This window comes from Streptomyces sp. CC224B (assembly GCF_030010595.1).
Lineage (GTDB): Bacteria > Actinomycetota > Actinomycetes > Streptomycetales > Streptomycetaceae > Streptomyces > Streptomyces longispororuber.
Map to the genome: position 1 here is coordinate 38,227 of NZ_JASCXL010000007.1, position 22,911 is coordinate 61,137.

At 73.0% G+C, this 22,911-nt stretch carries 18 protein-coding genes and 2 pseudogenes; 12 read left to right on the top strand and 8 right to left on the bottom strand.

Going from position 1 to position 22,911, the window contains the following annotated elements:
- Positions 1–198: 198 nt before the first annotated feature.
- The 6 genes and pseudogenes from QK440_RS04705 to QK440_RS04725 all read left to right on the top strand — a co-directional run.
- Positions 199–1,440: a vanadium-dependent haloperoxidase gene (locus QK440_RS04705; protein WP_282791671.1), complete on the top strand. Its 1,242-nt coding sequence runs from the start codon at positions 199–201 to the stop codon at positions 1,438–1,440.
- Between the two features lie 245 nt (positions 1,441–1,685).
- Positions 1,686–1,757, top strand: a complete 72-nt coding sequence (locus QK440_RS41345; protein ID WP_349239264.1) for a putative leader peptide — start codon at positions 1,686–1,688, stop codon at positions 1,755–1,757.
- Positions 1,758–1,831: 74 nt separating this feature from the next.
- Positions 1,832–3,058 carry an LLM class flavin-dependent oxidoreductase gene (locus tag QK440_RS04710; RefSeq protein ID WP_282791672.1) on the top strand — a complete coding sequence of 409 codons (1,227 nt, stop codon included), beginning with the start codon at positions 1,832–1,834 and terminating at the stop codon, positions 3,056–3,058.
- Between the two features lie 21 nt (positions 3,059–3,079).
- Positions 3,080–4,450, top strand: a complete 1,371-nt coding sequence (locus tag QK440_RS04715; RefSeq protein ID WP_282791673.1) for an NtaA/DmoA family FMN-dependent monooxygenase — start codon at positions 3,080–3,082, stop codon at positions 4,448–4,450.
- Positions 4,451–4,500: 50 nt separating this feature from the next.
- Positions 4,501–4,695, top strand: a pseudogene (locus tag QK440_RS04720) (LLM class flavin-dependent oxidoreductase); the annotation flags it as partial.
- A pseudogene (locus QK440_RS04725) lies at positions 4,688–4,907 on the top strand (hypothetical protein); the annotation flags it as partial. The pseudogenes QK440_RS04720 and QK440_RS04725, both read left to right, overlap by 8 nt.
- Positions 4,908–4,958: 51 nt before the next feature.
- On the opposite strand, the gene QK440_RS04730 reads toward QK440_RS04725, so the two are convergent.
- The 3 genes from QK440_RS04730 to QK440_RS04740 form a co-directional block, all read right to left on the bottom strand.
- Positions 4,959–6,110, bottom strand: a complete 1,152-nt coding sequence (locus tag QK440_RS04730) for a homoserine O-acetyltransferase (protein WP_282791726.1) — start codon at positions 6,108–6,110, stop codon at positions 4,959–4,961.
- Complete coding sequence (locus QK440_RS04735; protein WP_282791674.1) at positions 6,107–7,468, bottom strand: bifunctional o-acetylhomoserine/o-acetylserine sulfhydrylase; 1,362 nt, start codon at positions 7,466–7,468, stop codon at positions 6,107–6,109. Before QK440_RS04735 ends, QK440_RS04730 begins: the two co-directional genes overlap by 4 nt.
- 481 nt (positions 7,469–7,949) lie before the next feature.
- Entirely contained in the window at positions 7,950–9,557 is a 1,608-nt protein-coding gene (locus QK440_RS04740) for a hypothetical protein (RefSeq protein WP_282791675.1), read from the bottom strand.
- 187 nt (positions 9,558–9,744) lie between these two features.
- On the opposite strand from QK440_RS04740, the gene QK440_RS04745 reads away from it, so the two are divergent.
- The 3 genes from QK440_RS04745 to QK440_RS04755 all read left to right on the top strand — a co-directional run bounded on the left by QK440_RS04745 (position 9,745) and on the right by QK440_RS04755 (position 13,217).
- Positions 9,745–10,485 carry a class I SAM-dependent methyltransferase gene (locus tag QK440_RS04745; RefSeq protein ID WP_282791676.1) on the top strand — a complete coding sequence of 247 codons (741 nt, stop codon included), beginning with the start codon at positions 9,745–9,747 and terminating at the stop codon, positions 10,483–10,485.
- A gap of 125 nt (positions 10,486–10,610) precedes the next feature.
- A complete protein-coding gene (locus QK440_RS04750) occupies positions 10,611–11,297 on the top strand; it encodes a hypothetical protein (protein WP_282791677.1) in 687 nt (228 codons plus the stop codon).
- Positions 11,298–11,450: 153 nt separating this feature from the next.
- Positions 11,451–13,217, top strand: a complete 1,767-nt coding sequence (locus QK440_RS04755) for a glycoside hydrolase family 18 protein (RefSeq protein ID WP_349239263.1) — start codon at positions 11,451–11,453, stop codon at positions 13,215–13,217.
- Positions 13,218–13,307: 90 nt separating this feature from the next.
- Here the strand turns inward: QK440_RS04755 and QK440_RS04760 are convergent, their stop codons facing one another.
- Entirely contained in the window at positions 13,308–15,722 is a 2,415-nt protein-coding gene (locus QK440_RS04760; protein WP_282791678.1) for a penicillin acylase family protein, read from the bottom strand.
- A gap of 455 nt (positions 15,723–16,177) precedes the next feature.
- On the opposite strand from QK440_RS04760, the gene QK440_RS04765 reads away from it, so the two are divergent.
- Together QK440_RS04765 and QK440_RS04770 are read left to right on the top strand one after the other, a co-directional pair.
- Entirely contained in the window at positions 16,178–17,686 is a 1,509-nt protein-coding gene (locus QK440_RS04765) for an acyl-CoA synthetase (protein ID WP_282791679.1), read from the top strand.
- A gap of 63 nt (positions 17,687–17,749) precedes the next feature.
- Positions 17,750–18,526: an alpha/beta hydrolase gene (locus QK440_RS04770; protein ID WP_282791680.1), complete on the top strand. Its 777-nt coding sequence runs from the start codon at positions 17,750–17,752 to the stop codon at positions 18,524–18,526.
- Positions 18,527–18,544: 18 nt separating this feature from the next.
- Here the strand turns inward: QK440_RS04770 and paaK are convergent, their stop codons facing one another.
- The 4 genes from paaK to QK440_RS04790 form a co-directional block, all read right to left on the bottom strand.
- A complete protein-coding gene (gene paaK / locus QK440_RS04775) occupies positions 18,545–19,846 on the bottom strand; it encodes a phenylacetate--CoA ligase PaaK (protein WP_282791681.1) in 1,302 nt (433 codons plus the stop codon).
- Positions 19,847–20,029: 183 nt separating this feature from the next.
- Entirely contained in the window at positions 20,030–20,896 is an 867-nt protein-coding gene (locus QK440_RS04780; RefSeq protein ID WP_282791682.1) for an SAM-dependent methyltransferase, read from the bottom strand.
- 107 nt (positions 20,897–21,003) lie between these two features.
- Positions 21,004–21,216, bottom strand: coding sequence for a DUF397 domain-containing protein (locus QK440_RS04785; protein WP_282791728.1), 213 nt, complete (start codon positions 21,214–21,216; stop codon positions 21,004–21,006).
- A 24-nt stretch (positions 21,217–21,240) separates the two neighbouring features.
- On the bottom strand, positions 21,241–22,116 hold the full coding sequence (locus QK440_RS04790; RefSeq protein WP_282791683.1) for a helix-turn-helix transcriptional regulator: 876 nt from the start codon (positions 22,114–22,116) through the stop codon (positions 21,241–21,243).
- A gap of 389 nt (positions 22,117–22,505) precedes the next feature.
- On the opposite strand from QK440_RS04790, the gene QK440_RS04795 reads away from it, so the two are divergent.
- Positions 22,506–22,901: an ATP-binding protein gene (locus tag QK440_RS04795; protein WP_282791684.1), complete on the top strand. Its 396-nt coding sequence runs from the start codon at positions 22,506–22,508 to the stop codon at positions 22,899–22,901.
- The last annotated feature ends 10 nt before the right edge of the window (positions 22,902–22,911 follow it).

Below are 22,911 nucleotides of genomic sequence, written 5' to 3' on the forward strand. Positions count from 1 at the left end.
TCGTTCGTCTCCCTCTGACCGCAGCCCTCTCTCGCCCTCGAGCAGCCGCTCGTCGGGCGTAGCCGTGCGGCGCCCGCGTCAGCCCTGCTGCGAAGGAACCCTCCCATGGCCCGGTCCACAGCCCTGCCTGCCCCCGACGTCTCCCGCCTCCGCGCCCCGGACGCGGACCGGACCCACACCCCGGCGAAAGGAGCACACGTGCGTTCGACCAGCATCCGGCCCGCCCTCATCGCCCTCGGCGCGGCGGCGCTGCTGGCCGCGTCCGTCGCCGTTCCGCAGGCCTCGGCGGCCGGCCGTGCGTCCACGGCTCTCGCCTGGTACGACGCGACAGCCGAGACCGTCGCGACGGCCGGGGCGCCCACGCAGATAACCAACAGCCGTACGTGGGCCATCAGTTGGCTCGCGGCCGCCCGGGCCGTCCGGAGCGTGCCCGCCGGTGTCGACCGCGGCGCGTACCAGGAGGCGGCGCTCGCCGGGGCCGTGCACCGCGCGCTGGTGACGCTGGCCCCGAGCCGCAAGGAGCAGCTCGACGCGACGTTCAAGGAGACCCTCGACGCGATTCCCGACGGCCCGGCCGAGAAGCGGGGCGTCACCGCCGGAGAGCGACAGGCGGACGTCGTCCTCGCGTCGAGGCAGGGCGACGGACTCGACCCCGCCTCGGGCAACGCCCCCTACCCGGTGAAGCCCGCGGCGCCGGGTGTATGGCAGCCGACGCCACCCGACCACGCGCCGGCGATCCAGTACGGCAACCGTCTCGCCGAGCCGTTCCTGCTCAGGACGCAGAGCCAGTTCCGGCTCGGCCCGCCGCCCGCCCTCGGCTCGCGGCGCTACGCCGCCGACCTCGCGGAGGTGCGGGCGTACGGCGCCGTCGACAGTACGGTGCGCAGCGCCCACCAGACCGGGACGGCCACCTTCTGGTCCGGCTCCTCCCTCACCCTCTACACCGAGCCGCTGCGTGTGGCGCTCTCCCGCACGGACCAGGGGATCGCCGGGCAGGCGCGGCTGGTCGCGCTGTTCCACGTGGCGCTGGTGGACACGCAGATCGCCACCTCCGACAGCAAGTACGCCTACGAACGCTGGCGCCCCGTGACCGCGATCCGCACCGGCGGCATCGACCCCGACCCCGGCTGGACGCCGCTGCACACCACCCCCGCGCATCCCGACCACCCGAGTGGCCACACCACCTACGCGGGCGCCGCGCAGACCGTCCTGTCGGCACTCGTGGGCCCGCGCACCGCTCCGCTCGCACTGACCAGCCCCACCGCTCCCGGGGTGAGCCGGACCTACACCACGTGGAAGCAGCTCTCGGACGAGAACGTCGACGCGCGGGTCTTCTCCGGCATCCACACCCGGTCGGCCGACGAGGCTGGGATCGCGCTCGGCACGGACGTGGCCCGGTACGTCCTGGAGAACCCGGGACGCCTCCTCGCTCCCCGCTGACCCGCCGCACCCCGTCCAGGAGCGCCCACTTCCCCCTGGGGACGCCGCCCGGTACCGCGCCGGGCGGCCGTGCCCGCCGGACACCCCGAGCCGCCCCCCGGAGACTGCCTGACCATGTCCCTCACCATCCGCGACGACCGCAGCCGCCGTCCTGGAAGAAACGGCACAGCCGCGCCGTTGTGCTGGTCGAAGGCGATGACGTGGAGGACGTGGAGGTGGGCCGGGTGACAGGTGCCCCGCGTGCCGTGCGCCTCCACGGCCGGCCCCACATCGACCTCCAGCGCGTGGCCGGCGCCCTCTGTCGCTCCTGCTCCTGACCCGTCCCCCAGCGCCGTGCGCCCCGATCACCGTGGGCCGGCGATCTCCTACGGACCTCCAGGAAGGCACCCTCGTGTCCGCACCCTCCCCTTCGCGCACGTCTCCCGCACACCTGCACCTCGCCGTCGCCCTGGACGGCACCGGCTGGCACCCCGCCTCCTGGCGCGAGCAAGTCGCGCGCCCCCGGGACCTGTTCACCGCCGGGTACTGGGCCGACCTGGTCGCCGAGGCCGAGCGCGGCCTGCTCGACTTCGTCACCTTCGAGGACGGCCTCGCCCTGCAGTCCTCGCACTACGGCGAGCCGGACGGCCGTACGGACCGGGTGCGCGGCCGGCTCGACGCCGTACTGACCGCCTCCCGCGTCGCGCCCCTCACCCGCCACATCGGCCTGGTGCCGACGGTGACCGCCACGCACACGGAGCCGTTCCACATCTCCAAGGCGATCGCCACCCTCGACTACGTCAGCACCGGCCGCGCGGGCCTGCGGGTGCAGGTGTCCGCCCGCCCGCACGAGGCCGCCCACTTCGGCCGTCGCACCTTCCCGCCGACCAGCCTCGCGGAACTCCGGAGCCCTGCCGGACAGGAACGCCTCACCGACCTGTTCGACGAGGCCGCCGACTACATGGAGGTCGTACGGCGGCTGTGGGACAGCTGGGAGGACGACGCGGAGATACGTGACGTGGCCACCGGGCGCTTCATCGACCGGGAGAAACTGCACTACATCGACTTCGAGGGCCCGTACTTCAGCGTCAAGGGCCCGTCCATCACCCCGCGCCCGCCGCAGGGCCAGCCGCTGGTCACCGCCCTCGCCCACCAGAGCGTTCCGTACCGGCTCGTGGCCCGTCAGGCCGACATCGGCTACACCACCCCGCACGACGCCGAGCAGGCCCGCGCCGCCGTCGCCGAGATCCGCGCCGAGCAGGAGACCGCCGGGCGAGCGGGCGAACCCCTCCACGTCTTCGGGGACGTGGTGGTCTTCCTGGACGACGAGCAGAGCGCCGCGGAAGACCGCCGCGCGCGCCTCGACGCCCTCGCGGGGGAGCCGTACACCAGCGACGCCCGCGTGTTCGCCGGTACGCCCGTACAACTCGCCGACCTGCTGCAGGAACTCGCCGAGGCGGGCCTCGGCGGCTTCCGCCTGCGGCCGGCCGTCGCCGGCCACGACCTGCCGGGCATCACCCGCGGCCTGGTCCCCGAACTCCAGCGCCGGGGCGTCTTCCGCACCGCCTACGAGGCCGACACCCTGCGCGGCCTGCTGGGCCTCGCCCGCCCCGCCAACCGCTACGCCGCGACCGCCTGAGCCGGAAGGACCGCACCCGCCATGAGCAAGCCGCTGAAGCAGATCCACCTGGCCGCGCACTTCCCCGGCGTCAACAACACCACCGTGTGGAGCGACCCGAAGGCCGGCAGCCACATCGAGTTCAGCTCCTTCGCCTACTTCGCGCGGACCGCCGAACGCGCCAAGTTCGACTTCCTGTTCCTCGCCGAGGGGCTGCGACTGCGCGAACAGGGCGGACACCTCTACGACCTGGACGTCGTCGGCCGCCCCGACACCTTCACGGTCCTCGCCGCGCTCGCCGCCGTCACCGAGCACCTGGGCCTGACCGGCACCATCAACTCCACCTTCAACGAGCCGTACGAGGTGGCCCGCCAGTTCGCGAGCCTCGACCACCTCTCCGGCGGCCGCTCCGCCTGGAACGTCGTCACCTCCTGGGACGCCTTCACCGGCGAGAACTTCCGCCGCGGCGGCTTCCTCCCCCAGGAGGAGCGCTACTCCCGCGCCCAGGAGTTCCTGGCCACGGCCACCGAGCTCTTCGACTCCTGGCACGGCGACGAGATCCTCGCCGACCAGGCCACCGGCGTCTTCCTGCGGGACGCGAAAGCAGGCTCCTTCGTCCACAGCGGGCAGCACTTCGACATCCACGGCCAGTTCGACGTCCCGCGCTCCCCGCAGGGCCGGCCCGTCGTCTTCCAGGCCGGTGACTCCGAGGAGGGCCGCGAGTTCGCCGCCTCGTCCGCCGACGCCATCTTCAGCCGGCACGCCACCCTGGAGGGCGGCAAGGCCTTCTACACGGACGTCAAGAGGCGTCTCGCCACGTACGGCCGCCGCCACGACGACCTGCTGATCCTGCCCGCCGCCACCTTCGTCCTCGCCGATACGGACGAAGAGGCCGCGGAACTCGCCAAGGAGGTGCGCCGGCAGCAGGTCAGCGGTGCCACCGCCATCAAGCACCTGGAGTTCGTCTGGAACCGGGACCTGTCCTCCTACGACCCCGAGGGCCCGCTGCCCGACATCGACCCGGACGTCGGCACCGACCACATCTCCCAGGGCCGCGCCCAGGTCCGGATGTACCGCGACCCGCTGGCCACCGCCCGCGAGTGGCGGGAACTGGCCGCCGCGCACCACTGGTCCATCCGCGACCTCGTCATCAACACCGGCAACCGGCAGACCTTCGTCGGCTCCCCGGCCACCATCGCCAGGACCATCAACGACCACGTCCAGGCCGACGCCAGTGACGGCTACATTCTCGTCCCGCACACCACCCCCACCGGCCTGGACGGCTTCGCCGACAAGGTCGTCCCGCTCCTGCAGGAACAGGGCGTGTTCCGCACCGAGTACGAGGGCACGACCCTCCGCGACCACCTCGGCCTCACCCACCCCGACTCCGTGCACGGCCGGGTGGCCTCGTGAAGTTCCTCGCCATCACCCTGATCGCGCACCGCCCGGACCCCGTCACCGGAGAACAGTTCGGGCACACCGTGCTGCACCTGCACGCCGAGGCCGGCGGGCTGACGGAGGCCCGGCACCGCGCCTCCCTGGAGCTGTTCCAGTCCGAGGTCGCCCCCGTGCTGCGCCGCGAGATCCCGGACCCGCCCTTCGCATGGGGCCCCGTGCTTCCGGCGCCACCGCTCACCCAGGAGTCCGCCCCTGCCTGACACCGCCCTCGGCGTTCTCGACCTGGTCCCGATCCCCTCCGGCTCGACGGCAGCCGACGCCCTGCGCACCTCCCTGGACCTCGCACAGCGGGCCGAGCGCCTCGGCTACGCCCGCTACCGGGCTGATCCCGCCCCGCTTCTCCTTCACGCACCTGCTCGGCTCACCCCGCGTCGCACTCCAGCGCAGGCTGCTCCTGCTGCCGGGCGCGGAGCCGCATCTGCCTGCGGCCCGCCGCACACGCCACGCGGCCACCCCGCGCGGTCTAGCCGACGAGTTCGCTCACGAGTGCGGCGACCTGTTCCACCTCGATGAGGAAGCCGTCGTGACCGTACGGGGACTCGACCACCCGGAGGTGGTCCGCTGTGGGTATGCCGGCGGCCAACTCCGCCTGCTGGGAGAGCGGGTAGAGGCGGTCCGAGTCGACGCCCGCCACGAGGGTCCTGGCCGTCACACGGCTCAGGGCGGCGCGCGTGCTGCCTCGGCCGCGACCGATGTCGTGGCTGTTCATGGCCTCTGCCAGCGTGACGTAGCTGCCCGCGTCGAAGCGGCGCACGAGCTTGGCGGCGTGGTGGTCGAGGTAGGACTCCACCTGGTACCGGCCGCCGCTCCAGGGGTGCTCCGCACCCTGCGGCGCCCGGCCGAAGCGGGCCTGGAGCTCCCGTTCACTGCGGTAGGTGACGTGGGCGAGGCGACGGGCCAGGCCGAGTCCCGCGTGCGGGCCGCGTCCGGGGCCGGCGTCGTGGTAGTCGCCGCCGCGCCAGTGCGGGTCGTCGCGGATGGCACGGAGCTGGATGCTCGCCCAGGCGATCTGCTCCGCGCTCGCCGCGGCCGACGTGGCGAGCAGCAGGAGCGCCCGCGTCCGTCCCGGATACGACACGGCCCACTCCAGCGCCCGCATCCCGCCCATCGACCCGCCGACGACCAGGGCCCAGCGGTCGATGCCCAGGGTGTCGGCCAGGCCCGTCTCCGCGGCCACCTGGTCACGCTGCGTCAGGCGGGGAAAGCCACCGCCCCAGCGGCGGCCGTCCGGGGAGAGCGACACCGGGCCGGTGCTGCCCTGGCAGCCGCCGAGCACGTTCGGAGCCACGACGAACCAGCGGCCCGTGTCGAGCGCGCGCCCGGGGCCGATGAGCCCGTCCCACCAGCCGGGGGTGGGGTGCCCGGGTTCGGCGGGGCCGACGACGTGGCTGTCGCCGGTCAGGGCGTGCAGGACAAGCACCGCGTTGGAGCGGTCGGGAGCGAGCCGCCCCCACGTCTCGAACGCGAGCCGCACGCCCGGGAGTTCACCCCCGGCTTCCAGGGGAAGCGGTGCCTCGCGCTCGTACCACTGGCGACGCCCGGGCGGGTCCCCCTCCCGCCAGGCCCCGGAGGCCGGCGGGAGGGGGACCTCGGACGGCGTCAGTACGGTGTTCAGGACGCGCCCTTCGCCGCGCGGAACCCCGCCTCCAGGTCGGCCTTGAGGTCGGCGAGGTTCTCGATGCCGACCGACAGGCGCACCAGGCCGGGGGAGGTGCCGGTGGCCGCGAGCTGCTCCTCGTCGAGCTGGCTGTGCGTGGTGGACGCCGGGTGGATGATGAGGCTGCGTACGTCACCGATGTTGGCGAGGTGGCTGAAGAGCTCCACAGCGTCCACGAACCGCTTGCCCGCCTCGACGCCGTCCCGCAGCTCGAAGGAGACCACGGCGCCGGCACCGTTCGGCAGGTACGTCCGCGCCGCCTCGTACCACGGGCTGGACTCGAGGCCCGGATAGTGCACGGCGGCGACCTCGTCCCGCTGCTCCAGCCACTCGGCCAGCGCCTGGGCGTTGGCGGAGTGCCGTTCGATCCGCAGGCTGAGTGTCTCGACGCCCTGCAGGAGCAGGAAGGCGGAGTGCGGGGACAGGGCCGGGCCGAGGTCGCGCAGGAGCTGTACGCGGAGCTTGACGGCGAACGCACCCGGTCCCAGCGCGGGCCAGTACCGCAGCCCGTGGTAGCTGGGGTCGGGTGCGGTGAAGTCCGGGAACCGCTCGGCGTGCGCCCCGAAGTCGAAGGTTCCCCCGTCGACGACCACGCCCGCGATGGCCGTGCCGTGCCCGCCGAGGAACTTGGTCGCCGAGTGGACGACGATGTCCGCGCCGTGCTCGACGGGCCGCAGCAGATAGGGAGTCGGGACCGTGTTGTCCACGATCAGCGGCAATCCGGCCGTGTGCGCCACGTCCGCGACCCCCCGCACGTCGAGCACGTTGCCTCGGGGGTTGCCCAGCGTCTCCGCGAACAGGGCCTTGGTGTTCGGCCGGATCTCCGCCTGCCACGCCTGGAGGTCGTCCGGGTCGTCCACGAACGACACCGTGACGCCGAGCCTCGGCAGCGTGTGCCGGAACAGGTTGTAGGTGCCGCCGTACAACGACGTACTGGAGACGATGTGGTCGCCGGAGCCCGCCAGCGTCAGGATCGCCAGGGTCTCCGCCGCCTGCCCGGAGGCGAGCGCCACGGCCGCGACCCCGCCCTCCAGGGCCGCGACGCGCTGCTCGAAGACGTCCTGGGTGGGATTGTGGAGACGGGTGTAGATGTTGCCGGGCTCGGCCAGTGCGAACAGGTCGGCGGCGTGCCGCGTGTCCCGGAACACGAACGACGTCGTCTGGTAGATCGGTGTCGCCCGGGCCCCGGTCGTCGGGTCGGGCACCGCCCCGGCGTGGATCTGCTTGGTCTCGAACGACCAGGCCGAGGTGTCGGGCCCGGCGGGCGGCTCGTCGGGGGTGTGGCCGGCGGTGACGGAGTCGATGGGGTGGCTCATGGTGGTACTCCCTTGCGCGAAGGCGGCGGAGTCGCCCCGTGGTGCGGCGGAACGGGACGCGTGAGAACCACAGGGCGGTCAGGCACGCCCGGAACGCGGGCGGCGGACGTCCCTGTGCGGGGGAGGGGGAACTGGCCGAGGACCGGAGCGCGGACTCAGCTCGCGGTCGGACAACACGTGGTGGTGACACGCCCGTAGTCAACGTGGCGGCGGGTCACGAGCACGGTCATGGAGCCAGACAACCACATGAGGGCGGGCGCGCACCAGCGCCCCGCGGCCATCGCCGTGGACCCGGCGTGCGGCGGTACTGCCGCGGGACGCGCCGGTGCCGCCGCTCCCGCAGGGGGAACAGGGCCCGGAGCCACTGGCGAAGGCGGCCTCCCGGACGGATTCCGGGAGGCCGCCTGGTACGCGGTCGCCGCTCGCCGGCGGACGCGGGTTTCGCCGGCGGACGTGGGCTTCGCCGGCGGACGCGGCTTCGCTAACGGACGTCGACGTAGTCCTCGGTCCCGTGGTCCGCGTAGTGGGTCGGGGCCGTGTCCGTGTACCGCATCTGCCAGGTGCCGTCCTGCTGCGCGGTGAACTTCTTGCTGAACGTGCCGTCGCTCCGCGTCTTGGTGCCGCCCAGCTCCTTCCACGCGGAACCGGCCGCCTTGGCCTTGAACCAGACGCGGATCCGCTGCCCGGCGTACGGCCGCCAGGTGGAGCCCGGCTTGTGCATCAGGCCGCCCTTGGCGGTGAGCGTCGCGCCCTTGCGCACGCCCTCGGGCGAGACGCCGTCGTTCCAGATCTTCGTGTACGCGCGCCCCAGCTTGACGCTCGTACCGTCCACGCCCGCGTGGACGAGGCGCAGCCGCCACTGGGCGCCCGAGTCCGCCTTCTTCGGCGAGGACGCCGTGAAGGAGGCTCCGTACGCGGCGTCGAAGGTGCCGGTGCTCGTCCAGGACCCGCCCGCGGGGCGGTGGTCGATGGAGATCTCCGCCTTGGTGCCCGCCGGGTACGAGCCCTCCGTGACGCCGAGCTTGCCGGTGAAGGTGACCTTGCGGTACTTGTCCACCTTGCCCTCGACGTTCGACAGCTTGCTCGTCCGGGAGGGCCTGGCCACCGTGAAGGAGTGCGGTTCCGGCGCGGTGAACCAGTTCGACTCGGTCGGCCGGATACTTACCTGCCCGCCCTGCCTGACGGTGTAGCCCGTGGTCAGGATGCCGTCCTGGCCGGTCCGCGCGATGGTGCCGGCGCCGGGGCCGGTGCCGATCCGCACCTCCGCGGCGAGGGGCTTCTCGGTGCCGTCGTCCGCGACGCGGGTGAGCTTGCCCCGGACGGGGATCTCACTGCCGTACGGGGCGGTGACCGTGCCCGTGGGGGCGTCCACCTCGAACTTGAGTTCCTGCTTGCGGAAGGGAAGGCTCAGCGACTCGTACTGCTCGTCGACCATGTACTCGAACGTGGTGGCGGCGGGGCTGTTCTCGTCGTGGTACGCGGTGGTGGTGAAACGCCCCGCGTCGTTCGTCCACACCCATCCCTCGTCTCGGGTCTCCCGGGCGCGGTAGTAGAGGCCCACCCCGGTGAACGGCTTCACCTCGTGGGTGTGCGGGTCCTCGGCCACCAGGGATCCGGACACCTTGACGGTGCGGTTGTCGTAGGAGGCCCACGGGTGGTCGCTGCTGAGGGTCAGCCTGGGGTTGAGGCCGTAGTTGAGGTGGCCGGTCGCCCGCTGGACGACCTCGTCCGGCTGTCCTTCCCTGGCCACGACGTCGATCACGTAGGAGCCCATGGCGGGCAGGGTGACGGGCTCGGACCGGAAGACGTCCTCGTAGCAGTCGCTCGTGGCGGGGCACTTGTCGGTGCCTACGAGGCGGACGTCGGCCAGGACCTCGGACTTGTTCTTCTCGTGGATCCTGAGCGTGACGTCCTCCGGGCGGAAAGCGGAGGACATGTGCTCGTAGGAGGCGTAGATCGTGCCGCCCTCCTGCACCGTCTCCGTCCGGCCGCGGGAGTCGCCGCCGCCCGCGTGCGCCGCGGGCACGGCGATCAGCGTGGCAGAGGAGGCCACGAGGGTCGTGGTCAGCGCTGCCGTGAACTTCTTCAAAGCTCCCCCATCGGGTGTTGCCGGTGTGTCGCGCGTTCGACCCGTGGAGCAGGCGAATGGTTGTACGGACAACTACCGCATATGCCTCCGTGGTGACCGGGTGCCGACGCCGGCGATGCCCGGGGGAGGGCCGGCCGATGCCTTAATCGTGTTGACCGCCCCCGGCAGGCAGTGCTGGAGTCGACGCGTGGACAGCATCCCCGCCAACCGGCGGTTCTGGAACCGGATCAGCAGCGCCTACCAGCACGAACACGACCCGCAGATCGGCGCCGCACCCCGGCTGTGGGGCATGTACTCCATCCCCGACGCGCACCTGCACGCCCTCGGCGACGTCACCGGCAAGCGCGTCCTCGAACTCGGCTGCGGCGCCGGCCAGTGGTCCAGGGCGCTCGCCGCCGAGGGCGCCACCGTGGTCGGGCTCGACCTGTCCGAAGCCCAACTCGCGGCGGCGGCCCGCGCGATGGGAACGGACCGCTACCCGCTGGTGCAGGGCGCCGCCGAGCGGCTCCCCTTCGCCGACGACAGCTTCGACCTGGTGTTCTGCGACTTCGGCGGGCTGAGCTGGGCGCCCCCGCACCTGGCCGTCCCGCAGGCCGCCCGCGTCCTGCGCCGAGGCGGGCGCCTGGTGTTCAACGTCGCCAGCCCCTGGTTCGAAGCGTGCTACGACGAAGCCGCCGGCCGCGTGACCACGACGCTGCGGCAGGACTACTTCGGTCTGGACACCATCGCCGAGGGCGACGGCGCGACCAGCTACCAACTCACCTACGGCGACTGGGTCAGGGTCCTGCGCGGCGCGGGCCTCGTCATCGACGACCTCATCGAGCCGCGCCCCGACCGCGGAACACCCAACGGCTACAACGCAACCGACCCACCCGACTGGGCACACCGCTGGCCGGCGGAACTGCTCTGGGTGACACACAAACCGTAACCCCCACCGCCGCGCCGGGAGGTGCGGACACCCCTCGCCGCGCAGGCCACCTGAGTACGCGTACTCACGTCGAGCTGGTCGCCGCACCCATCCGCCGTGCCGCCACGCCTTCCTAGGGTGCCCGTATGCCGGAAGACACCGCGCCCGGCCCTGCGCCCGCCCCTGACACGCCCGAGCCCGGGGACTCCTCCCGCCCCCTCGGCGCTTGGGGGTGTGGCGGCGTCACGCTCGTCGGCTTGCTCCTTGTCGTCGGCACGCTCGCATGGGGCTCATGGGCGTCGACGGACTTCCCCCGCGTCGCACCCGAGGAGATGGCGGACCGTGCCCTCCAGCGGTCCCAGGAGGCCTACACCGTCATGGGCTTCAAGCGCACCATAGAACCCGGGGTCAAGGACACCGGCGTCAGCACGCAGAACACGCTCGGCACCGCCTTCTGCTACGACGGCGGCCTGCTGGGGCTCGAGGACGACATCGTCGACGGCGCCTACTCGATGAGTCACACGTGGGCGCTCGACCACGTGCCGGCGAGCCAGGCGGTCCCTGGCCTGCGCCGCCTGCACCGGTTCCTCAGGGACGAGGGCTGGAGCGTCACGTCCTACCGCGAAGGCGAGCGGGGCGGGTCCTGGGACCTGTTCGTCCAGCGGGACGACGGCGACGAGCGCATGTCCTTCACCTGGTACCCGGACCGCGAGTACTTCACCGGCGGCGCCACCGTGCCCTGCGCCCGTGACCCGGAGTGGAAGGACGGCGACGCCGGGCCTGCCGGGGGAGACCGGAGACCGCCCGCCTTCGGGCCCGCGCGGCGGGACTAGGGCCCGTCGCTTCCCTGGCCCCGCAGCCGCACGCCGAACGCGCGTCGGGCAGAGGTCTTGACAACTCGATTGGTCTGGACCAACTATGCGCGGAGTGGCGGTGGCCACCGTCGTCGCCCGTGTGCTCCACCTCTTCCCCCCAGGAGGCCCCCCGTGAGCCGTGTACGTCAGGACAGACCCGGCGTCCGCCGGAGGATCGGCGCGGCGACGGCCGTCGGCGCGGCCGCCGCGCTCGCCGTCACCGCGCTCGCCGTGCCCGCGCAGCCGGCGGACACCGGCGCGGCCGGTGCCCAGACCGTGAGCACCAGAGCGGCCGGTGCCGCGGCGGCGGACGTCAACGTCGCCAAGAACGCCGGGTTCGAGGCGGACCTGAGCAACTGGACCTGCGCCGCGAACAGCGGTGCCGCCGTCACGTCCCCTGTGCACGGCGGCGCGAAGGCGCTCAAGGCCACCCCGTCCGGCCAGGGCACCGCCGAGTGCTCCCAGATCGTCGCGGTGAAGCCGAACTCGACGTACAAGCTGAGCAGTTGGGTGCAGGGCAGCTACGCCTACCTCGGCGCCCGCGGCACCGGCACCACGGACGTGTCGACCTGGACGCCGGGCACCTCGTCCTGGCAGCAGCTCTCCACCAGCTTCACCACCGGCGCGAACACCACCTCGGTCACCGTGTACACACACGGCTGGTACGGGCAGAGCGCCTACTACGTGGACGACGTGAGCGTCTTCGGACCCGACGGGGGCGGCGGCCCGGACCCGGTCGAGATACCCCCCGTCCCGGCCGGCCTCGCGGCGGGCACGACGACGCCCACGTCGGTGGAGCTGTCCTGGACGCCGTCGTCCACGGCGACGGGGTACACCGTCTACCGCGACGGCACGAAGGTCGCCTCGGCCAGTGGCGCCTCGGCGACCGTCACCGGCCTCTCGCCGGAGACCACGTACAGCTTCCAGGTGAGCGCCTCGAACGCGGCGGGCGAGTCGGCGAAGTCGTCGCCGGTGTCCGTACGCACCCCCAAGGGCGACGGCGGCGGCGACGGCACCGTGCCCCGGCACGCGCTGACCGGCTACTGGCAGAACTTCGACAACGGCGCGACCGTGCAGAAGCTGCGGGACGTGTCCTCGCAGTACGACATCATCGCCGTGTCGTTCGCCGACGCCACCCCCACTCCGGGCCAGATCACCTTCAACCTGGACCCGGCCGTCGGCTACGCCTCCACCGCCGACTTCAAGGCGGACATCGCCGCGAAGAAGGCCGCGGGCAAGTCCGTGATCCTCTCCGTCGGCGGCGAGAAGGGCACCATCTCCGTCAACAGCGACGCCTCCGCGACCGCGTTCGCCAACAGCGCCTACGCGCTGATGCAGGAGTACGGGTTCAACGGCGTCGACATCGACCTGGAGAACGGCATCAACCCCACCTACATGACGAAGGCGCTGCGCCAGCTCTCCGCGAAGGCGGGCCCGAAGATGGTGCTCACGATGGCGCCGCAGACCATCGACATGCAGTCCACCTCCGGTGGGTACTTCCAGACGGCGCTGAACGTGAAGGACATCCTCACGGTCGTCAACATGCAGTACTACAACAGCGGTTCGATGCTCGGCTGCGACGGCAAGGTCTACAGCCAGGGCAGCGTGGACTTCCTGACCGCGCTCGCCTGCATCCAGCTGGAGGGCGGCCTCGACCCGTCACAGGTCGGGATCGGCGTCCCGGCGTCGACACGCGGCGCGGGCAGCGGCTACGTGGCCCCGTCGGTCGTCAACAACGCCCTCGACTGCCTGACCCGCGGCACCGGCTGCGGCTCCTTCAAGCCGTCGAAGACGTACCCGTCGCTGCGCGGTGCCATGACGTGGTCAACGAACTGGGACGCGACGGCGGGCCACGTGTGGTCGAACGCCGTCGGACCGAAGGTGCACAGCCTTCCGTAGCGAACGAACGCCCCGGAGGGGCGGACGGGCCGTTTCCGGTTCGTCCGCCCCTCCGGGCACGTGAACACGGGGCCGGGGGCCGCGCGGGCGTCAGCGCTCGCGCACCCGCACCACCCTCAGGCCCGGCGCCTCGCGGATGTCCTTCTCGCAGAACCGCGAGGTCACCCAGCGCTCGGCGGAGAACAGGCGGGTCTGGTCCGCGTGGTGCGGCGATCCCGGGTCCGAGGACTGCGAGTACGTGAGGAGGGTACGGGCCCGCGGGCAGGGGGAGGCGTCCCAGCCGACGGCCTGGATGTGGCTGGAGCCGTGCCTGACCTCGGTGTAGCCGCCGGCCCGCGGCTGCCACGTGGCCTCGATCATGTTCCACACGCCGAGCGTGTTGGGGCCGCCGTGGACGGGCAGCCGCTCGCCCCCGCGCACCAGGAACTGGTGGTCGCCGAGGCGGGCGTCCAGCGGGATGCCCGCCGCGCGCAGCTCCGCCACGGCGTCCGCGAGCGCGGTGGCGAACCCCGGCGCGCCGGTGTTCAGCGTGTGCGGCGTGCGGACCGGGTCGGCGGCGCTGAACGGCACCTTCCACCGGTGCGCGCCCGGCACCTTCGCGGTGAACGCGCGCCAGAACCGGTCGAAGAGCAGCGCCCCCCGCGAGCCCGTGTCCATCGTGCGGTCCCACCGCTCGATCACGCCGCAGGCCTCGCGCACGTCGACCGGCCTGCCGTCACTGCCCGGCGCCGAGCCCGCGGGCAGCGCCGCGCAGGCCCGCGCGGCGTCGGCGGCGGCCAGGTGCCCCGCGGGCACGCGGTTCGCGAACTGCTGCCGCTGGAGGTCCGCCACCGTCAGCCCGCCCCTGCGCGCCATCGCGGACACGTCCTCGACGGCCCCGCGGGTGCGCAGCGAGCGCTCGGTGCCGACGGTGCCGAAGATCCGCTCGTACCCGGTGAGCGGCCGGTCGGCGTTGGCGAGCCACGGGCTGTCGTTGGAGTTCTCCGCGTACGGCGCGTCCGTGAGCGTGGGCATCCGCGACGGGCCGAAGACACCGGGCTGGAGTGCGTCCTTGTCCGTGCCGAGCGCGCACGCGCGCCGCGCGCCGTCGAGGACGGCCACGCCGGACGCCGGGTACGTCTGCCTGCCCAGCGGTGTCGAACAGCGCGCCGCGAGGCCGTCGGTGACGCGCGGCAGGACCTGCGACTGGGTGTACAGGGTGTGCCCGTGGCGGTCGGCGGCGACCGTGTTGACCCAGGGCAGGCCCTGCCGCTCCCGCAGCGCGCGCAGCACGTCCCGGGTGGAACGGGCCGTGGCGAAGCGCAGGTCGACGTCGGCGGTGCGCAGCTGCGCCGCGTTGGGGTCGTTCAGGGCGTACGCCGTACGCGTCGTCCAGGGGAGCGCGAGCTGCGAGCCGAGCGAGGTGACGACCGGGCCGTAGCGGGTCCACCACTGGGTGCGGGTCACCGGGGCGCCGCCCCGCACCGGCACGGTCACCGTGCGCCGCGTCATCCGCTCCCGCTCGCCGTCGACGAGGTACGCGGTCGGGTCGGCGGGGTCGAGCGTCAGCTCGTGCAGGGTGAAGGGGACGCCGGTGGACACGGTGTGGCTCCACGCCACGTGGCGGGTGAAGCCGACGTTGATGACGGGGGTGCCGAGCAGCGCGGCGCCCGAGACGTTCAGCTCGCCCGGGATGGTCTGCTGCGACTGCCAGAAGCGGCGGCTGCCCTGCCAGGGGTAGTGCGGGTTGCCGAGCAGCAGCCCGCGGCCGGACGCGGTGGTCCGCCCGCTGAACGCCACCGCGTTCGAGCCCATGTCGGCGCCGTCCGCCCCGGCGGCGAGCAGCCGGCGCGCCGCCTGTGCGGCCTGCCGCGGGTCGGGCGCGCGGCGCGTGTCCGCGGCGGCCGGGGGGCGGGCTCCGGTGATGCCGTCCGAGAAGCGTCCCTGCCCGCCGAGGACCGACACCGCGTAGGCGAGGCGGGCCACGTCCAGCGCGGACACCGGCCGTACCCAGTCGGCCTTCGCGCAGGCCGGATCGGTGACCCGGTGCTGCCGCAGCCACGCGTTGTACCCCGCGGCGTAGCCCCGCGTCAGCTCCTTGAGGGTGCGGCTCGGACCGCGCGGCGCGGGCTGCCGCAGGAGCTTCTCCACGGTGCCCGCCTGCCGTACACCCCGGAAGTACAGGTCGCTGGAGAGGTTCGTGGCCGCCGACGACAGGTCGCCGCCCGGGTCGCCGTCCGGCCCGAAGTGGCGCGAGCGCTCCCCGCGGACGGTGACGAAGCCCCGCGCGAGCACGCACACCTGGTCGGCGGCCTGCGCCCAGCCGGTGCCGAAGCCGAGGTTCGCGTGGTCCTTGGCGAGGATGTGCGGGACGCCGTACTCGGTGTAGCGGATCGTGGCCGAAAGCCCACCGCCCGACGGCCGCTCACCCCGCTCCGGCGCGGCCGCAGCGATGGGCGGAAGCAGTGCGGGAACTGTCAACAACGCCGTGCCGACCGCCACGGCGGTTCTGGTACGCAAGCGCATCGTGCCTCCCAACTGACATGAGGGAAGGGTTTGTTGGAGCGTACAAGTGCCGGGCGGGAGTGTCTGGAGGGACGAGCGGGGAAGTGACCGAAAGCAGCACCCCGAAGGGGCACGGGAAACTGCGCGACCGGCCACGACGGCTCCGCAGCCTGTGACGCGAGGGCCCGGGCGTGGTGGCGCCCCGTTGGGGGCGCGGGGAACTGCGCGACCAGCCACGACGGCTCCGCACCCTGCGACACGACCGGAGGAGGCACACACCGAGGGACGAAGGCCTGGGCAAGACGCGGGCCCGGCGGCACCGGAGGGAGGGCCCCGCCGCGGCGCGGCCCGGGCGGGCGGCGCGGCCCGCGCCGGGGTCGAGGGACGCTCAAGGTGCAGGAGAGGGCGGCTGCGCAGGGGAGGCCGACCACCGCAGGTGTCTTGACCCCCGCCCCAGGCCCCCGCAGGATCACGCCATGGCAGATGTCCGCAGCAGCACAGTCGACGGAGTCCTGCGGCGCAGCGCACGCCGCACCCCGGACCGCACCGCCGTACGCTACGGCGACCGCGCGTGGACGTACGCCGAACTCGACGACGCCGTCTCGCGGGCGGCCCGCGTGCTGCGGGAGAGCGGTCTCGCCCCGGGCGACCGCGTCGGCGCGTACGCCCACAACTCCGACGCCTACCTCATCGGCTTCCTCGCCTGCTCCCGCGCGGGCCTCGTCCACGTGCCGGTCAACCAGAACCTCACCGGCGACGACCTGGCCTACATCGTCCGGCAGTCCGGCAGCGGGCTCGTCCTCGCCGACCCCGGCCTCGCGCCCCGCCTGCCGGACGGCACTCGCGTGCTGCCCCTGCGCGACACGGCCGACTCCCTGCTCACCCGGCTCGCCACCGCCCCGCCGTACGACGGTGAGGGGCCCGCCACGCACGACCTCGCGCAGCTCCTGTACACCTCGGGCACCACGGCGCTGCCGCGCGGCGCGATGATGAGCCACAGCGCCCTGGTCCACGAGTACGTCAGCGCCGTCCACGCGCTGGACCTGGAGGACACCGACCGGCCGCTGCACTCGCTGCCGCTGTACCACTCCGCGCAGATGCACGTGTTCCTGCTGCCGTACCTGGCGGTGGGCGCCGAGAACACGATCCTCGACGCGCCCGACGCCACGCGGATCCTCGACCTCGTGGCGGCGGGCCGCGCCGACAGCCTGTTCGCGCCGCCCACCGTGTGGATCGGCCTCTCCCAGCACCCGGAGTTCGCCACCCGCGACCTGAGCGCGCTGCGCAAGGCCTACTACGGCGCGTCGATCATGCCGGTGCCGGTCCTGGAGAAGCTGCGGGCCCGGCTGCCGGGACTCGCCTTCTACAACTGCTTCGGCCAGAGCGAGATCGGCCCGCTCGCCACGGTCCTCGGCCCCGGCGAGCACGAGGGCCGGATGGACTCCTGCGGGCGGCCCGTGCTGTTCGTGGAGGCGAAGGTCGTCGACGACTCCGGCAAGGAGGTGCCCGACGGCACGCGGGGCGAAGTCGTCTACCGTTCCCCGCAGTTGTGCGAGGGCTACTGGGACAAGCCGGAGGAGACCGCGGAGGCGTTCCGCGGCGGCTGGTTCCACTCCGGCGACCTCGCCGTGCGCGACGCCGAGGGCTACTTCACCGTCGTCGACCGGGTGAAGGACGTCATCAACTCCGGCGGCGTGCTGGTCGCCTCGCGCCAGGTCGAGGACGCCCTCTACACCCACCCCGGGGTCGCCGAGGCGGCGGTGATCGGCCTGCCCGACCCCCGCTGGATCGAGGCCGTCACCGCCGTGGTGGTCCGCGGTGCGGCGGCCCCGGACGTCACCGAGGCCGACCTCATCGCCCACGCCCGCGCGCGCCTGGCCTCCTTCAAGGCCCCCAAACGCGTCCTGTTCGTCGACGAACTGCCCCGCAACGCCAGCGGCAAGATCCTCAAGCGGGAGCTGCGGGACCGGTATGCGGACGCCTGACGCCCGCACGCGCCCCTTGACGCCCTCCCTGCCCGGCCCTCACCTCGCCCCGCCCACGTCCCTGTGACCTCCGCCCCCGCCCCCGTCCGCGTGCCCCTCGCCGACGGCCGGCGCCTGTACTGCCGCGACCACGGCGGCCCCGGTCCGGCCCTGCTCGCCCTGCACGGCCACTTCGCCGACGGCCGGACGTTCGCGCCCCTGGCGCGGGCCCTCGCCGGGCGGTACCGCGTCCTCGCCCTGGACCAGCGCGGCCACGGCCGCTCGGACCGGGCCGCGGACTACTCCCGGCGCGGCTACGTCGACGACGCCGCGGCGGCCCTGCGCCACCTCGGGCTGACGGAGGCCGTCGTACTCGGCCACTCGCTCGGCGGCGTCAACGCCTACCAACTGGCCGCCCGGCACCCGTCCCTCGTCCGCGCCCTCGTCGTCGAGGACATCGGCGCCGCGCCGGACGGGGACCTGTCCTTCTGCCTGGACTGGCCCCGGCGCGCGCCCACCCGGGCCGCGCTGCTGCGCGCGCTCGGCGCGTCGGCCCCCCACGTGTCCGGCGCGGTGCGCGCGTACGCCGACGGCTGGGGACTCGCCTTCCACCCCGCGGACATGGCCGCCTCGCAGCGGGCGCTCAACGGCGACCACTGGCGCGACTGGCTCGGCAGCACCTGCCCGGCGCTGCTCGTGCGGGGGCGCCGCAGCCGCGTCCTCACCGCCGGGCAGGCGCGGGCCATGGCCGGGCGGCGGCCGGGGACCCGTCTTGTGGAGCTGGACACCGGGCACACCGTCCACGAGACCGACCCGGAAGGCTTCGCCGCGGCCGTCCTGGCCTTCCTGGCGCAGCGGTGACCCAAGGCCCGGGACGGCTCAGGCCGGGCCGTTCCGGAGGTCCACGATGCGCTTGATCTTGCCGACGGACCGCTCCAGGGTCTCCGGTGCCACGACCTCGGCCGTGACGGAGACGCCGATGCTGTCCTTGACCGCGCACTCGATCTCCCGGGCCGCGGTGACGCGGCGGCCCGGCGGCGTGTCCGGGCGGGACTCGACGCGCACCGTGAGGGCGTCCATGCGCCCCTGGCGGGTGAGCCGGAGCTGGAAGTGCGGGGCCAGGCCCGGCGTGCGCAGGACGATCTCCTCGATCTGCGTGGGGAAGAGGTTCACCCCGCGCAGGATCACCATGTCGTCGCAGCGGCCCGTGACCTTCTCCATGCGGCGGAAGACCCGGGCCGTGCCGGGCAGCAGGCGCGTCAGGTCGCGGGTGCGGTAGCGGATGACGGGCATGGCCTCCTTGGTGAGGGAGGTCAGGACCAGCTCGCCGAGCTCGCCGTCGGGCAGCACCTCCCCGGTGACGGGGTCCACCACCTCGGGGTAGAAGTGGTCCTCCCAGATGTGCAGGCCGTCCTTGGTCTCCACGCACTCCTGCGCGACGCCGGGGCCGATCACCTCCGAGAGGCCGTAGATGTCGACGGCGTCGATCGCGAACCGCTCCTCGATCTCGTGCCGCATCTCCTCCGTCCACGGCTCCGCGCCGAAGATCCCCACCTGGAGCGAGGTGGTGCGCGGATCGATGCCCTGCCGCTCGAACTCCTCCAGGAGCGTCAGCATGTACGAGGGCGTCACCATGACGATCTCGGGGCGCAGGTCCAGGATGAGCTGCACCTGGCGCGCGGTCATGCCGCCGGAGGCGGGGATCACCGTGCAGCCGAGCCGCTCCGCGCCGTAGTGCGCGCCGAGCCCGCCCGTGAACAGGCCGTACCCGTACGCGATATGGATCTTGTGCCCGGGCCGCCCGCCCGCCGCCCGGATCGAGCGGGCGACGACGTCCGCCCACATCGACAGGTCCTGCTCGGTGTAGCCGACGACGGTGGGGCGGCCGGTGGTGCCGCTGGAGGCGTGCAGCCGCCGCAGCTCCGACTGCTCCACGGCGAACATCCCGAAGGGGTAGTTGGCCCGCAGGTCCGCCTTCGTCGTGAACGGGAAGCGGGCCAGGTCGGCGAGCGTATGGCAGTCGTCGGGGCCGAGCCCCGTCGCGTCGAACGCGGCCCGGTAGAAGGGAACGTTCTCGTACGCGTGCAGCAACGTGTCCTGGAGGCGCTCGAGCTGCAGTGCTGCGAGTTCCTCCCGACCGAGCCGCTCCGCGGCGTCCAGGAGTGCCGGTGTACGCGCCATGGGCGGATACCCCCCGTCCGAGCCGGGCGGCCGAGCAATCGGCCGATCTTGTGTCCGGGTCAGTGATGCAATGTTTCATGGCTTGTGGCAAGGGTCTCGTACCAGGTGCCGTGGCCGCAGCCACGGCCCCCTCACGACGGGCCGGACCCTACGGTTTCCGGGCGGGCCCCGACGGACCGGACCCTACGGTTTGCGGGCGACCGCGCCGTACATGGCGATGTCCGCGTCCTTGATGTCCTCGACGGCCTCGCCGTTCCCGCCGTCCTTGCTGCTGCTGCGCGCCATTCCACTCCCCGTCGCGTCCGGGCGCCACTTGTGGACCTGGACGATTCCGGGCTCGACCAGGTCGAGACCCTCGAAGAACCGCCCGGCCTCGGCGTGCGTGCGCAGCCGCATGGGCATGTCCCGGGCCGCGTACTCACGCGCGACCCGCGCCACCTCGTCCGGCGCGAAGTCGGCGGTGCCGATGGACATCGCCAGGTAGCTGCCCGACGGCAGTGGCTCGAGGAGCCGGCTGACGATGCCGGGAGCGTCGTGCTCGTCGAGGAGGAAGTGCACGATCGCGATGACGGTGAGGGCCACCGGCTTGCCGAGGTCCAGGGTCCCGCGCAGCTCCGGGGCGCCCAGGATGGTGTCCGGGTCGAGCATGTCGGCCTCGATGTACGAGGTCATGCCCTGCGGGGTGCTGGCGAGCAGGCCCTGGGACAGGGTGAGCACGATCGGGTCGTTGTCCACGTAGACGACCCGCGAGTCGGGGGCGACCGACTGGGCGATCTCGTGCAGGTTCGGCGACGTCGGGATGCCGGTGCCGATGTCCAGGAACTGCCGTATCCCCGCCTCCCGCGCGAGGTACCGGACGGCGCGGTTCATGAAGTCGCGGTTGGCCCGCATGTGGATCGGCAGCGCGGGCCACTCCTGCGCCATCGCGTCCCCGGCCTCCTTGTCCGCCGGGTAGTAGTCCTTGCCGCCGAGGATGTAGTCGTAGATGCGCGCGGAGTGCGCGTTCTCGGTGTCGATCCGGTCGGCCGGCCATCCGTCGTCGTGGGACACGGCTCCTCCTGTCAGGTCGTCGGCTTGCGTTTCGGTGGACCGTTCCGGTCACGGCCGCGCCCTGCGCGGAACGGTCGGGCCCCGGGCCCCGCGGCCCGGGGCCGTGGCTAACAGAGGAAGTCCGCGTCCCCCGCCTTCACACCCGCGAGGAAAAGGGCCATCTCGCCGCGGGTGAGGATCAGCGCGGGGCCGCCGGGGTCGGTCGACTGGCGCAGCGCGATCCGCCCGTCACGCAGCTTCTTCACTTCGACGCAGGCGCCGCCCGCGTCGTCGCTCCACGGCTTGCGCCAGCCGCGCGCGCCGAGGTCCGGCGAGGGCATGCCGTTGCGTATCGGGTGGTTCACTCACAGCTCCTTGCGAATCGCGCCGAGCAGCGCCTCGGTCTTCCTGACGGGCGCCGCCTGGGCGCCGAGACGGTCCAGTGCCTCGCGGTAGACCACGACGTCGTCGCCCTTGTCCAGGTAGACGGCCCCGACCAGGCCGTTGAGGTAGACGATGTCCGGCAGCTCGGGGGCGCGGAACCGGAAGATGTGGAACGCCCCGGCCCGCATGGCCGGATGCGGCCCGTTCCTGAACGGCATGATCTGCACGGTCACATGGGGCAGCGAGGTGACGGCGATCAGATGGTCGATCTGGGCCCGCATCACGGCGGGCCCGCCCACCGGCCACCGCAGGACGGTCTCGTCCATCACGACCCACAGGTGCGGGGGAGAGGCGCGGCTCAGCAGCTCCTGGCGCTGCATGCGCAGGGCGACCCGGCGCTCCGTGGCGTCGGCCGGCGCGTGCGGGTTCCCGGCGGTGAGCAGGGCGCGGGCGTAGTCCTCCGTCTGCAGCAGGCCGTGCACGAACTGCGCCTCGTACGCCCGGATCTGGTGCGCCGCCTGCTCCAGGGACAGGTACGCCGCGAACCAGTCCGGCATCACGTCACGGTACGTGTGCCACCAGCCGCGCTTGTTCGCCTCGCGCGCCGACTGCAGGAAGGTGTCGATCTCATGCTGGTCCGTGACGCCGTACGTGCGCAGGAGCTTCTCGACGTCGGGCAGGCGCAGGCGGGCCACCTTGGCCGCCTCCAGGCGGCGGATGGTCGAGTGGCTGACGCCGATCGCCTCGCCCGCCTGCTCGTACGTCAGGCCCGCACGCGTGCGCAGCTCCTCGAGCTGTTTGCCGAGGATCATGCGCAGGACCGAGGGAGCCCCGCCCCACGCGGTGTCCGCTGTCACGCCCCACCTCCCCGCACCCGTACCACGTCCACGCCCGCACCGGGGCCTGCCTCGATCGCAGTCTGTCACGATCATCGGCTGTTGGGAGCAGCATGCGCCTGTCGAGTTGAAATTTTCAACTGGGCTGTTGCAGTGCGCTCTTCACAGGTGTCACAGTGGGAACACGGTGATCGTGACGAACGGCTGGCCGACGGCACGGAGTTGACAGACCGTCATGGCGAGGCGCGGGCCCCTGCAAGGGCCGTGGCCGTGACGCGCCGTGAGCCGCGGTGCATGACCGGCACCGGCGGTGTGGTGACGGCAGACGAAAGGCGACCCACGTGGTTTCCCCCACCCACCCCACGCCTTCGGATCTCGCACGCGGAGCCCTGTCCGCGCACCGGGCGACCGTGTTCCGTTTACCGGCCGTCGCCGCGTCGGTACGCGCGGCCCGCGGGCACGTACGGGACCGGATGGCCGCGTGGGACATCGATCCCGAGGTGGGCGACGACGCGACGCTCGTGGTCTCCGAACTCGTCACCAACGCGGTCGCGCACGCCCTCGGCGACCAGGTCCTGGGCCGCGTGCGCGTGACCGGCCACCGGCTCCGGATCGAGGTCGAGGACCAGGCCTGCGGGCGCACGGTCCCCGTCTGCCGCGCGCCGGACCCCGCCCGCGAGAGCGGCCGCGGCCTCGCCCTGGTCGCCGCGCTGGCGCTCGACTGGGGCGTGACCCCCGCCCACGACGGCTCCGGCCACGTCGTCTGGGCGGAACTCCCGCTCACCGCACCGGAGAAGCAGCCCTGACCCCCTCAGG

Excerpts from the sequence above, each read along its gene's own strand:
- QK440_RS04715 (WP_282791673.1), top strand. The coding sequence starts at position 3,080 with ATGAGCAAGCCGCTGAAGCAGATCCACCTGGCCGCGCACTTCCCCGGC.
- QK440_RS04735 (WP_282791674.1), bottom strand. The coding sequence starts at position 7,468 with ATGAGCCACCCCATCGACTCCGTCACCGCCGGCCACACCCCCGACGAG.
- QK440_RS04750 (WP_282791677.1), top strand. The coding sequence starts at position 10,611 with ATGCCGGAAGACACCGCGCCCGGCCCTGCGCCCGCCCCTGACACGCCC.
- QK440_RS04760 (WP_282791678.1), bottom strand. The coding sequence starts at position 15,722 with ATGCGCTTGCGTACCAGAACCGCCGTGGCGGTCGGCACGGCGTTGTTG.
- QK440_RS04765 (WP_282791679.1), top strand. The coding sequence starts at position 16,178 with ATGGCAGATGTCCGCAGCAGCACAGTCGACGGAGTCCTGCGGCGCAGC.
- paaK (WP_282791681.1), bottom strand. The coding sequence starts at position 19,846 with ATGGCGCGTACACCGGCACTCCTGGACGCCGCGGAGCGGCTCGGTCGG.
- QK440_RS04785 (WP_282791728.1), bottom strand. The coding sequence starts at position 21,216 with ATGCCCTCGCCGGACCTCGGCGCGCGCGGCTGGCGCAAGCCGTGGAGC.